The organism is Pseudocnuella soli (assembly GCF_004347775.1).
Taxonomy (GTDB): domain Bacteria; phylum Bacteroidota; class Bacteroidia; order Chitinophagales; family Chitinophagaceae; genus Flavisolibacter; species Flavisolibacter aquaticus.
Genome location: NZ_CP037755.1, coordinates 4,620,352 through 4,633,379, shown reverse-complemented (window position 1 = coordinate 4,633,379; position 13,028 = coordinate 4,620,352). Strand labels below are relative to the sequence as shown.

The 13,028-nt window shown below is 48.1% G+C and carries 7 protein-coding genes; 6 read left to right on the top strand and 1 reads right to left on the bottom strand.

The features are described from left to right. Positions 1 to 93 precede the first annotated feature (93 nt). From EPD17_RS19055 to EPD17_RS19035, 5 genes are all read left to right on the top strand, one after another. Positions 94 to 3,210, top strand: a complete 3,117-nt coding sequence (locus EPD17_RS19055; RefSeq protein ID WP_132056054.1) for a SusC/RagA family TonB-linked outer membrane protein — start codon at positions 94 to 96, stop codon at positions 3,208 to 3,210. A gap of 21 nt (positions 3,211 to 3,231) precedes the next feature. Next, on the top strand, positions 3,232 to 4,743 hold the full coding sequence (locus EPD17_RS19050) for a RagB/SusD family nutrient uptake outer membrane protein (RefSeq protein ID WP_132056053.1): 1,512 nt from the start codon (positions 3,232 to 3,234) through the stop codon (positions 4,741 to 4,743). 20 nt (positions 4,744 to 4,763) lie between these two features. Further along, positions 4,764 to 6,830 (top strand): PKD domain-containing protein, encoded by a 2,067-nt coding sequence (locus EPD17_RS19045; RefSeq protein WP_132056052.1) that lies wholly within the window; start codon positions 4,764 to 4,766, stop codon positions 6,828 to 6,830. Positions 6,831 to 6,851: 21 nt separating this feature from the next. Then, a complete protein-coding gene (locus EPD17_RS19040) occupies positions 6,852 to 7,748 on the top strand; it encodes a PKD domain-containing protein (RefSeq protein ID WP_132056051.1) in 897 nt (298 codons plus the stop codon). 63 nt (positions 7,749 to 7,811) lie between these two features. After that, positions 7,812 to 8,831: a family 16 glycosylhydrolase gene (locus EPD17_RS19035; RefSeq protein WP_204743225.1), complete on the top strand. Its 1,020-nt coding sequence runs from the start codon at positions 7,812 to 7,814 to the stop codon at positions 8,829 to 8,831. 204 nt (positions 8,832 to 9,035) lie between these two features. On the opposite strand, the gene EPD17_RS19030 is transcribed toward EPD17_RS19035, so the two are convergent. Then, positions 9,036 to 10,094, bottom strand: a complete 1,059-nt coding sequence (locus EPD17_RS19030) for a serine hydrolase domain-containing protein (protein ID WP_132056049.1) — start codon at positions 10,092 to 10,094, stop codon at positions 9,036 to 9,038. Between the two features lie 412 nt (positions 10,095 to 10,506). On the opposite strand from EPD17_RS19030, the gene EPD17_RS19025 reads away from it, so the two are divergent. Next, positions 10,507 to 12,003 (top strand): S8 family peptidase, encoded by a 1,497-nt coding sequence (locus EPD17_RS19025; RefSeq protein ID WP_132056048.1) that lies wholly within the window; start codon positions 10,507 to 10,509, stop codon positions 12,001 to 12,003. The last annotated feature ends 1,025 nt before the right edge of the window (positions 12,004 to 13,028 follow it).

Here is a 13,028-nt window from a genome sequence, read left to right as displayed (position 1 = left end):
TCCAGTTTTAAGCCCCAACTTTACTTTTTCTTCCCTTTCCATTAACTCCAGGAAGTCTAACTGTCAAATCTTCATTTTTAAAGTTGCTTGTGTATGAGTATCAAAACTACAATCCTTTGTATGGTGTTGTTCCTGTTTGCACCCCCAATATTGTGGGCACAGGGAATAGCGGTTACAGGGAAAATTACCACCCAGGCCGGCGAGCCCGCAGCCGGCGCTACCGTTACGGTAAAAGGAACTACTACTGCCATCAGTGCCGACGGCGATGGTGTGTATCGAATAACAGTGCCGTCGGTCAACTCGGTTCTGGTATTTACCCTGGTGGGCATGCAGCCGGTAGAGCAGGTGGCCGGCGCATCGGGTACAGTAAACGTGGTGCTGCAGGGCTCCACTGCCGGCACCCTCAACGAGGTGGTGGTGGTAGGTTACGGCACCCAAAAGATCACCAAGGTGTCGGGCTCCATCTCTACGGTGCGGTCGGCCGATATTGAGAAAATGGTTCCTGTACGTGCCGAAGAGGCGCTGCAGGGCCGCGCCGCAGGTGTAAACGTAATCCAGAGCGGATCGCCGGGCTCTAAGCCTACCGTGCTCATCCGCGGCATTCCTTCTTTCTCCGGCACCGACCCTGTGGTAATTGTTGATGGTGTGCCGCAGTCGCTCACCGATTTCAACTCTATCAATCCTTCCGACATTGAATCCATCAACGTGTTGAAGGACGCTGCCACTACCGCCATTTATGGCGTTAAAGGCGGCAACGGCGTTATTGTGGTTACTACAAAAGGCGGCCGCCGCAACCAAAAGACCGACATTTCGATCAACACCAATTTTGGCGTTCAGGAAGTGATCAACCATATTGGTGTGCTCAACGCCACCGAGTATGCCGCCATTATCAACGAAGGCAGCACGCTGGCCGGTGGCAACATTGTGTTTCCCAACCTGAGCGGCATTGGCGTGGGCACCGATTGGCAGAAAGAAGTTTTTAAGAATGCCACGTTCCAGTCGCACAATATTTCTGCGCGGGGCGGCAGCGATAAAGTGGGCTATTTTCTGTCGGCCGGTTACATCAACCAGGGCGGTGTAGTGGGCGGCAACGATAAATCTTTTTTCAACCGCGGCAACTTTACCGCCAACATTGATTTTGCCATTGCCCCCAAACTGAAATTTATCCTCAACACCACCGGTGTGCTCATCGAGTCGAAAGGCGTGCAGGAAAACTCGTTCAACAGCATCATTGGCAGTGCCCTCAATTTTGATCCAACCGTTGGTATTTATAATACCGATGCAAGCATGGTGGGCAAATACGGGTACAGCAATCTGCTGCTTTCCGAAATTTTTAACCCGCTCACCAAGCTCGATAACACGTATAATAAAAACATCGGCAACAAGCTGTATGGCAAGTTTGAGTTGCAGTACGATGTGCTCAAAAACCTGAAGCTTACTTCGCGGTTTGGTTACACCAAGTACGATGCTAATTCAAAATCTTTTACGCCGCTGGTGTTTTATGGCCCCAACAACGTGGAGAACACCATGGATGCAGCCGGCAACCAGATCACGGGTAAGTTCAACAGCGTATCGCATGAAAAAAGCAGCAACTTCAATTTTACCTGGGAAACATTTGGCAACTACAATGTAACCATCAACAGCGATCACAACATTGACGCGGTGCTGGGTATGTCAATGGCAAAAACATCAGGCAATGCAGCAGGTGCATCACGCCAGGATGTGCCGTTCAACTCATGGGAGTTTGCCGATTTTACTGCTGCTACCGGCACCAACACATCTACCAACAGCAATGCGCTGGCCGGTTATTATTATCAGTATTTCCGCCGCAACCTTTCTTATTTTTCGCGGATTAATTACGATTACCGGAACCGTTACCTGGCTTCGTTTACAGCCCGGAGAGACGGTTCGTATGCATTTGGTATTGAAAACAAATTCGCCAACTTCTTTTCCGGTTCGCTGGGCTGGGTCATCAGCAGCGAGGAGTTTTTTAATTCCAATTTTATTGACCATTTAAAATTGCGTGGCTCTTATGGTTCTATCGGTAACGAAAATGTAAACCCGCAGTTTGTAGGCATTGAAACCGGCGGCCCCAGCTATGGCCCCACTGCCAACAGCAACGGCTATACATTCGATAATGTATTTTTCCCCGGCTCCACTGTAGGTTCGGCAGCCAACAACGCCCTGCGTTGGGAAAAACAAGTGCAATCAAACATAGGCGTTGATCTTACTTTTTATAAAAGGAAATTCTCGCTGACTGCCGATTATTTCCAGAAGTCGGTAGATGGTTTGTTGTTCACACCTTCGGCTTCTTTATACCTCGGTACAGTGCCCATTCCTACTGCCAACATAGGTTCTACCAAAAGCAGTGGTGTTGACCTGACATTGGGCTATAATGAAACCCTGGGTAAAGCAGTGAAGCTGAATACCAGCCTCACATTTACCACGGCAAAAAATAAAGTAACCGCTACCAACAGCGATGGCACTGCCCGTATTTTGGGTGGCAGTTATTTCAATGGCCAATCGCAAACCGTAACTGTGTTTGAGAAAGGTTATGCACCCGGTTATTTTTATGGATACAAAACGGATGGCCTGTTTCAATCAACAGAAGACATCTCCAAAGCCGCAACCCAAACTGGCGCAGTGCCCGGTGATATCCGTTTTGTTGACCTCAATAATGACGGCGTGATCAATGCGCAGGATCAAACAAACATCGGTAACCCATTTCCTGATTTTACTGCAGGCTGGAATCTGAACCTGTCGTATAAGAATTTTGATTTTACCGCCTTTACTTATGCATCTGTAGGCAATGATATTTACCGTGCTTACGAACGCAATGCCAACTACACCAACAAGCCCCGTACTGTGCTGGGCCGCTGGACCGGAGCAGGCACTACCAACGATGCACGCTTTCCGCGCTACTCGTTTACCGATGCCAACAACAACAGTCGTGTAAGCGACCGCTATGTAGAAGACGGTTCGTTTGTTAAGATCAAGAACCTGCAACTGGGCTACAACGTTCCAAAGTCTGTAACCGGCCGAATATTTAGTGGTGTGCGGGTGTATGTACAGGTAAAAAATGCATTCACGTTTACCAAATACACCGGTTACGATCCGGAGATTGCTGGTGGTATTTTGGATACCGGCGTAGACCGCGGTGCATACCCACAGGCACGCACATACGGAGCAGGGTTAGATATCAAACTTTAATTTTTCAAAAACATTATAGCAATGAATTACCGAATCATAAAACTGTTTACCCTGCTGTTGGTGGTAACACTGTTTACAGCATGTAAAAAATGGGTGGACTACGATCCGCATGAAGACTTCCGAACCACGGAGCTGGATTATCTGAAATCGGAAAGCGATTACCGCACCATGACCATCTCCGTGTACTCGCCGCTGCAGTGGCTGAACCAGGAAGTGCCGGTTGGCGATATTGCATCGGACAACGCCGTAACGGGCGGTGAAAGTGCATCGGATGTATTGTCGCTGCAGCAGATTGATGATTATACGCATACAGCAGTAAACTCAACGCTGACGGAACTGTGGAAAGCGGCTTATGAAGGCGTCAACCGTGCTAATTATTTGCACCAATACAAAGGTGCAAACCCCGCAGGGCAAACAATAAATTTTGCAGGGAAGGATGCGCTGTATGGCGAAGTATATTTTCTGCGGGCTTATTACTATTTCCACCTGGTGCGCATGTTTGGCGATGTGCCCCTGTTTACCGACAAGCGTTTAAGCCTGAGCGAATCGAAATCGTTGCAGCGTGCACCTAAAGCGGATGTATATGCGCAAATTGAAGCCGACCTGACAGCGGCCATTGAGGCGCTGCCGCCGATTCAGGTGCAAAAAGGCCGTGCTACCAAGTATGCTGCACAGGCCCTGTTGGGGAAAGTGTACCTGTATCAAAGCAAATTTGCACAGGCTGCTGCCATGCTCGATAACGTGATCAACGGCAATGCATACTCCCTGGTGCAGGACTTCGGATCGATCTTTTTAGCCAGCGGTGAAAACGGGCCTGAGTCTGTTTTTGAAATTCAATATTCCAATGCATCGCCTTATTACAACTGGGGTGGCTATAACCGTGGCCAGGGCAACTATGCCGTGCAGCAAACAGGCATCCGTGGATTGAATGGATCCGCCGCCATGCCGTATGCACCGGGCTGGAGTACCAATTTGCCTACACAAAATTTAGCAGCTGCATACACTACCGGCGACCGGCGTAAAGCAGTAACCGTGCTGGATATTGAAGCCTATAAAGCGGCTAACCCTGCGTTCAATGTAACCTACCAGGTGGCGCCTTATAAAAACACAGGGCTATACAACCAAAAGTATATGCCGCGTAAAGGCGAAACTTCGGGACAATTGGAGTTGAACTACCTCAATAATTTCCGTACCATCCGTTTTGCCGACGTGTTGCTGATGGCTGCCGAAGCATACAACCGCTCCGCCACGCCCAACGATGCAAAAGCGCAAACATATCTCAACCGCGTAAGGGAACGTGCCTTTGGCGATGCAACGCACAACATTACTGCAACAGGTGCTGCATTGACACAGGCTATTTGGAATGAACGCAGGCTGGAGCTGGCCATGGAAGGCCACCGCTTTTTCGACCTGGTGCGTACCGGCCAGGCAGCCACGGTGCTTCCGGGTTTTGTTACCGGCAAACACGAAGTGTTTCCCATTCCGCAGGATGAGGTAAATGTATCTGGTTTAACACAGAACAACGGCTATTGACCTACACTCAAAATTAATTTATGCGCACAATAAAATATTGGCTCACAACAATCGTTCTTGCCGCATTCTTTGCAGGATGTGAAAAGGAAACGTACGATGATGTGGCTTTTGCACAAGCGGGCAACGGCCCCGAGCAGCTCTCGGCCATGTTCGAGATCACGCAGGATAATACAGGCATGGTTACCATTACACCTAATGGTGCAGGTGCCATTGCTTATGATGTGTTTTTTGGCGACAACACTACCACGCCAGCCAAAGTAGCTGCAGGTAAAAACACCACGCACAAGTATGCAGAAGGTGTGTACCCTGTAAAGCTGGTGGGTTATGGCGTAAACGGTAAAACAACCGAAGCAACGCAACAACTCACCGTGTCGTTTCGTGCACCGGAAGCGCTTGATTTTACCGTAACGGTAGACCCTGCCAACAGTATGAAAGTAAGTGTCACTGCAAAGGCCACTTATGAAACAAACTTCAAAGTATATTTTGGTGATGTAACCGATGAAATGCCGGTAACGTTTTTGGAAGGCGAAACGGTAACACATACCTATGCAGCCGTTGGCAACTACAATGTAAAAGTGGTGGCGCAAAGCGGCGGCGCAGCCACCACCGAACTGGTGAAAACAGTAGCAATCGTTAACCCTGTTTTGCTGCCTGTTACATTTGAGTCGGCCACGGTAAATTATGAGTGGATCAACTTTGACGGGGGTGGTGTTACCATCATCGACAACCCACAAAAAGGCGGCATCAATACCAGCAACAAAGTGGCCCGCATGATCAAGTCGGGTGGGCAGCCCTGGGGCGGCAGTGTGCTTACGTTGGGTGCTCCGATAGACTTTAGCGCCAACAAGATTTTCCGCATGAAAGTGTTCTCGCCACGGGTGGGTGCCAAGGTTTTATTCAAAGTGGAAAACATATCGGATGGTGGCATCAACTACGAAAAAGAAGTGGCTACCACCAAGGCAAATGAATGGGAAGATTTGGTGTTCGATTACTCGGGCATCAATGCGGCCAACAGCTATCATAAGATCGTGTTGATCTTCGATAACGGTACCATGGGCAACGGCTCGGCTAATTTTACGTTTTTGTTTGATGATATAAGGTTGACGAATGTGTTGCCCTCCAGCTTGGTAACATTGCCGATTAGTTTTGAAAACCCCAACGCCAATTATTCCTTCACCGATTTTGGCGGCAACATTACCACCGACGATGTTGATCCAACCAACGCATCGAACAAAGTAAAGAAAACAACCAAGCCCAATGGTGCACAAACATGGGCCGGGGTAACGATGGGACAACTGGCAGCCGCCATTCCGTTTACCGCAACTAACACAAAGTTGAGTGTGCGGGTGTACTCACCAGCGTCTGGGTTAGCCGTATTGCTTAAAGCAGAGGAAAGGGGTAATAGTTCAAAGTCGGTGGAAACACAAACCGTTACAACTGTTGCCAACGGATGGGAAACATTGGAGTTCAATTTTGCTAACAACACATCAGGCACACCGGCATTCAACCTGGCCAACAACTACGATATGCTGTCGATCTTTTTTGACTTTGGCAATGGGGGCTCGGGTAAAGTATTTTACTGGGATGATGTCAATTTTGTTACAGCTGCACCGGCTACATTAAGCCTGCCTTTGAACTTTGAATCAGCCACACTTGACTATACCTTTACCAACTTTGATGGTGGCAATGTAACAGTGGTGAACAACCCGCAACAAGGCGGCATTAACACCAGCAGCAAAGTAGCGAAGATGGTAAAAGGTGCGGGCCAGACATGGGGCGGCAGCTACATTACACTGGATGCGCCCATCAATTTTGCAACGCAAAAAATAGTGAAGATGAAATTGTACTCGCCGAGAGTGGGTGCCAAAGTGTTGCTGAAAGTTGAGCACCTCACAGATGGTGGTAAAAGCTTTGAAAAAGAAGTGACGACAACGGTAGCCAATGCATGGGAAGACCTCACATTTGATTTCAGTGCCATCAACACAGCCAACACGTATCAAAAAGTAGTGCTCATTTTCGACAATGGCACTGCAGGCGATGGTACGGCCAACTACACATTCCTGTTCGACGATATCCGGCTTAATTGATTTTTTTAAAACCAGATGAATATGTTCAAAAATATAATTGCTGTATTGCTGATCGCGGCCACATCGGTAGCGGGATTCAGCGGTTGCAAAAAAGAAACCTACCAGTTTGGCGAGCTGAAAGCGCCTGCCGACCTGGTATTGACAACAACGGTGGTGGGTGCTAATACTGCCAACCCCAATGGCGATGGCAGCGGCAGCGTGGTGATTTCAGCGAGTTCGAAAAATGCGCTGGGCTACAGCATCGACTTTGGCGACGGCACCACCAAGATGGTACCCTCGGGCGCCACTACTTATAAGTTTTCATCGCCGGGCACTAAAACATATACCGTTACAGTAAATGCTATTGGTACCGGTGGCTCGATGTCTACCATCAGCAAGCAGGTAACCGTGTTTGTTGCGTTTGAAATTCCGGCCGATATACTGGCTGCATTTACCGGCGGCTCCTCTAAAACATGGGTGACCGATAAGGAAGCGAACGGACACTTTGGTGTAGGCCCCGCCGACCAGTTTGCACCCATTTGGTACGAGGCCGGACCCAACAGCCGCGAAGCCTGCGCCTACGATGACGAGATCACTTTTGCACTGGGTGCCAACAATACCATTACCATGAGTATTGACAACAAAGGCACTTCGTTTTCAACCGGTGCAGCAACAGGTTTTTATGGCTTTAGCGGCGGCGATGGATGCTATGCCATCAGCACCACTGCTACGCAGCCGTTGTCTTTTGCCAATGCCACATCGGGCAGTACAACGGCAGTGTCAACCGGCATCCAGTTCAGTGTTCCGGGAAAAGGCATCATCAACTTTGGTACCGGCGGCACCGTGTATGAGATCATCCGCTACACTGCCAACACCATGTTTTTGCGCAACATTGGCGCCGATGGAAATGCATGGTATCAAAAGCTAATTGCCAAGTAGGGCATGTATCCAGTACTAACGATAAACAACAGTATGAACACTTCTTTTAAAAACAACAGGATTATGGGGATCGCATTTTTTCTAACGCTGTTGTCTTTGGTTGCATGCAACAAAGACAGCGGCCCAGACAACAGCAATGTTGTGCCGGCTAACTTAACGGTAACCGCACAGATCAGCGAAGACAATAGCGGCAATGTGGCCTTTGTGGCAACGGCTACCAATGCTGCTACTTATGAATATGATTTCGGCAACGGCGTATATCAAACCGTGCCTACCGGCAAGGTTACGTACACCTACCCGGCATCGGGTAATTATACCGTGAACGTTACAGCAAAAAGTGCAACGGGCAATACAATAAAAAAGTCGGTGCCGGTTGCAGTAACGGTGGCACAAACACTGGTGTGGGCCGATGAGTTCAATACTCCCGGCGCACCTGATCCTGCCAAATGGGGATACGATATAGGCAATGGTGATAATGGCTGGGGCAACAACGAACTGCAGTATTATACCAACCGGTTGGAGAACGCACAGGTATCGAATGGTACTTTGAAAATCACTGCGAAAAAAGAGGCATTTAGTGGCAAAGCTTATACATCTGCCCGGTTGCTTACCAAAGGAAAGTTTGCTGCCAAGTATGGTAAAATTGAAGCCCGTGCAAAGTTGCCTGTTGGTGTAGGTACCTGGCCTGCCATCTGGATGCTGGGCGCAAACATCGACCAGGTGGGCTGGCCTGCCTGCGGCGAAATTGACATCATGGAGCACAAGGGCAGCGACCTCAACCGCATTTACGGTACGCTGCATTACCCGGGCCGCTCAGGTGGCAATGCACACGGCAATACTACGGTGATCAACAATGCTACTAGTGAGTTCAATATCTACACCGTTGAGTGGACGCCAACAGTACTCAAGTTTGCAGTGAATGGAAAGGAATTTCATTCGGTAAATAATTCAAACAACATTCCATTCAACCACGATTTCTTTATCATCCTCAACTGTGCGATGGGCGGCGGTTTTGCCGGCCCTGTTGATCCTGCGTTTACTGCAGCAACAATGGAGGTGGATTATATCCGCGTGTATAAGTAATCGGTAAAAATTTAGGTCTATAAAAAAGCGCCGGCAAATTACTGCCGGCGCTTTTTTTATGATTCATGCGAATATTGGTGAAGTTAATTTTTGTGGGAGTAAGTGTGTTTTTGAAATGATAGAAGCCGCAGAATTAAAAAATGCAGCAAGCAACTGAGCTACATCGGATAGTTTAATTTAATTGTGCCCTTTATAGCAAAGAACTTAATCTTTCGTTTCAATCTCAATAATGGTCTTGCCATACTTGCCTAAATACTCCTGAACAAGTGGCTCGTACACTTTATTTCCAGCATCGGAATTGGTGAAAATAACCAGCCCCTGGCCTGTTTGCGGAATAATGAATGCAAGTGTCCGCACACCACGGTCGGCGCCGCCATGCGACAAGGCAAATACGCCATCATCAAAATCATATTTTTCAAAGCCCAGTCCAAAATGTTTGCCCCGGCTTGTTGCTACCTGGTTGGTGGTCATGGCTGTAAATACATCTTTCGATAACCGGGTTCCCTGCATCACTGCAATCAAAAACTTGCTGTAATCGGCAATGGTGGTGAGCAAGTCGTCGGCGGCATTGGCAGCAGTGTTTTTGGGGCCCACTTCGTACGCTTTCCCTGTTGTGTCGTAGCCCACTGCGAACCTGCTTTCCGGCATGGTTGCATCCCAGTAAAAACGGGTGTCCTTCATGCCCAGTGGTTGCAGTAGCAGCTCGCTTGCAAGCTTGTCCAGCGTGGTGTTGAATTTATGGTCCAGTGCCCGCCGCAGGTATTCAAAGCCCTCGCCTGAGTACCGGTATCTTGTACCAGGTGTAGCCTCAAATGCAAGCTTGCCGCCGGGTTGCTGGTACCGCCAGTTGGTAAAGCCCGATTGGTGTGTGAGCACATGCCGTGCGGTGAGTAACTGGTGGCGTGGGTCGGCTGCCACATCGGGGTCTGTCCAGTATTTATGGAGCGGTTCGTCAAGCTGCCATTTGCCGGCACTAACCAGTTGCAGGGTTAAATAAGCAACAACCGGTTTGGTGAGTGAGGCAACGTTGAAAATAGCATTGTCGGCAAAAGGGCCTTTGCCCGTGGCACTAAAAACCTGCGCATGCTGCAGCTTGCCATTGCTGATTACGCCAACGCCCAGTGCGGGAATGTTATTTTGCGCCAGCCATTGTTCCACCTGTTGTTTGTTGCTGAATATGTCTTTTGGAAAAGGGGCGTTGCTGTTTTGGGCCGGTGCTAAAAAGGGCAGTAACAGCATCAGCATTGCGGTTAATTTTTTCATGGTTGCGTTAGTTGTGGGTTTGATTGCTTTAATAAAAAACGATTGGATTATTTAGGACGAGTGCTACTGGATTGCGGTTACAAAGAGCAGTGAAAAATCTGAGAGAATAGGGTAGGGTAGTTGCTTATTGCGTTTATGTCAAGGGCAGTAACCACGGTTTTTTATTTGATTTTTGATAAAAGAGAGCTCAGTAAGCAATCAACCCTGCGCCTCACCGATAGCAAAGCATTTGGTAAACGGGTTTGATTTAAATTTTCTTTTTTGATAATATACCTGTATTTTCCATAGTACGATGATCAGCTGCAACCCCACGATCTCGTTTGCCTGCACCCATTGAAAGCGCTTACCCAATAATCTGTTGCTAGGAAAACTTTCGTTTCATCATTTTTTTTAAACAAAAATTTTGGCGCACATGAGAAAACTTGCCATCGCTGCAAGCGCAGCTTCTATTTTCCTGGTCAATTGTACCAAGTCCGATCTGCAAACCCAAACCGGCGTAGAAGAAACGGCTTCCTCAACGGCGGCTTCGGGTAAAATGCTGGCTACCGCAAAAGATTACATCGTCATCACCAAGCAGGCCAGCGTGCCCGATGCGTTGCTGGCAAAGATCGGGGCACACGGCACCGTAAAAAAAGCGATGGGCGAACTGGGCCTGGTGATGGTTTCGTCTTCCGATCTTGATTTTGAAGCAAAAGTGGAAAAGCTACCGGAGGTGCACAACGCCGTTCCGGATATTCGGCTCAACTGGCTCAATTCAACGGTGCAAATGGATAAGGTGGTGGAATTGACGGCCGATGCTTCGGCACCTGCTGAGGCTATAGAAACCAGCGCTTCGTTAGGATTATCAGGCACCAATCCATTTGTGCCGCTTCAATGGAGCCTTTCTTCTGTTAACGCTAAAGGAGCTTATCAGGCGGGCTACAAAGGTGCTGGTGCAGTAGTGGCCGTTCTTGATGGCGGCTTTCACCTGCAGCATCCCGATATTAGGGCAAATGTTATTGGCGCAGCGACCTTTGTACCCGGTCAAGCTGCACAAATGGCCAATCCTGCGCAATTCAGTCATGGAACCCATGTGGCCGGCATCATTGCCGCTGCCGACAATAACATTGGTATAGCAGGGATTGCACCGGCTGCAAAATTGCACCTCGTAAAAGTATTGGGCGATAATGGCAGCGGTGCATGGAGCTGGATCATCAATGGTATTTATTATGCGGCAAACCAAAACGTGGACATCATCAATATGAGCCTTGGTGGCGCAATTCCACGCAACGGTAAGTTTATCGACGATGGCGGCACCCCCGACGATCCTTCCGACGACGTAGTGATTAATGAAGCAAGGGAGATCCAAGACCTGATCATTGCCATGAACCGGGCTTTTCAGTATGCACGTAAAAAAGGTGCCCTTACCATTGTAGCTGCGGGCAATGATGCCATGTACGTAACGGGCCAGGGACAGGGCACATTTTATCCTGCCAACTGCACCGATGTAGTGACCATTTCATCAAACGCACCACAGGACTGGGTATTAGACCTGAATGCACCATTGACCATTCCATCGAGCTTCACCAACTTTGGCGCCAGCCTTATTGACCTTGCAGGCCCCGGTGGAGACTTTGATGGCAGCGGTGCATTGGTTTCCTTCTTGGGTCAGCGCGTACCGGCCTATATCTATGACATGGTGTTGAGTGCAGGTACCTCGGCGGGCTATAGCTGGGCAGCCGGCACCAGTATGGCTTGCCCTGCAGCTTCGGGTGTGGCGGCACTTATTGTTGGTAAATATGGCGGTAATATTTCGCCTGCCGAGCTGGAAACCAAGTTAAAGAATGCTGCTGCTATTGTGTCGTACCCCAATGCCAATCAGTATTTTGGCCGCGGACATGTCAACGCAGCCAATGCGGTAAAACAATAAGATGTATTGATCTTTATATTGCAAAAGCCCTTTCCTTCAGGAAGGGCTTTTTTGTATTGTCGCATGTCGGTTTTACAAACACTATCTCCTCGCTATGCCGCGACCGGATGGGTTTTTCATTTCCCGACGGCTGCAATCTTTACATTTCATAAACACCTGATCTCAATAAATAAGGCCAATTTTGCCGCATCCTACCCTTTGCGGAACAACCTCTTCCGGCAATACTCCTGAACTTTTATAAACGTGTTCGCCTTGAAAAACCAAGGTTATTCGGTACGTGTGGAAGCTGAAGTAGTGGAAAGCATAGCCAAGGTTGACCACTATAATCCCCTTTGTAACAGAAGGGGATTTTTTGTTGCGACGAAAGTTAGACCAATTTCTCCCTAATGCCGAGGTAAGCAAAAACATGTAGAAAGTACACTTATTAATCGTAAACTTACTAAGTACTAATACTAAGTTGTTGGTTTTCAGTTTAAATATGCAAAATGCTAATCTATGTTTTCACCCATTTCAACCCCATTAATCCCCTTTTAACCGAAAGCAAAAGGCATAGCATAAAAAGCCGGTCTAAATTTGTGTTAACAAACGAGATAAAAAATCCTGGAAAAACATAAACAATCCAATCCTTTAAAAAACCAATACCAACTGTCCCTATCGTGAAGCCCGTTTTTGTTCGTGTATCCTAATGAAAACTAAAAGACGCCAATATCCTAAAACCAGTCCTAAACCGTCCACGCGTCTTACAAGATTATCCCCTCCAGCCAGAGGGGATTTTTTTTTGGCTAAATTTTTTCTAATGGATGAGCTTAGTTTGCCATTACTTAAATAATTTGCGAACAGTTTTCATAGGGTACGGATTAAAAACGGCCTAAGGTTTTTACCTGGGCCTCTTTTTTTACCGCTCATATTAAAAAACTGCCGGGCTTGGCCCATATCAAATTATTTACATAATTTACCTCCGGTTTTAAAGTTTTGGGATAGTACACAGGAGCCCGGACAACCCTCCGGCCCCGATCAACCCCTCA

Excerpts from the sequence above, each read along its gene's own strand:
- EPD17_RS19055 (WP_132056054.1), top strand. The coding sequence starts at position 94 with ATGAGTATCAAAACTACAATCCTTTGTATGGTGTTGTTCCTGTTTGCA.
- EPD17_RS19050 (WP_132056053.1), top strand. The coding sequence starts at position 3,232 with ATGAATTACCGAATCATAAAACTGTTTACCCTGCTGTTGGTGGTAACA.
- EPD17_RS19045 (WP_132056052.1), top strand. The coding sequence starts at position 4,764 with ATGCGCACAATAAAATATTGGCTCACAACAATCGTTCTTGCCGCATTC.
- EPD17_RS19040 (WP_132056051.1), top strand. The coding sequence starts at position 6,852 with ATGTTCAAAAATATAATTGCTGTATTGCTGATCGCGGCCACATCGGTA.
- EPD17_RS19035 (WP_204743225.1), top strand. The coding sequence starts at position 7,812 with ATGGGGATCGCATTTTTTCTAACGCTGTTGTCTTTGGTTGCATGCAAC.
- EPD17_RS19030 (WP_132056049.1), bottom strand. The coding sequence starts at position 10,094 with ATGAAAAAATTAACCGCAATGCTGATGCTGTTACTGCCCTTTTTAGCA.
- EPD17_RS19025 (WP_132056048.1), top strand. The coding sequence starts at position 10,507 with ATGAGAAAACTTGCCATCGCTGCAAGCGCAGCTTCTATTTTCCTGGTC.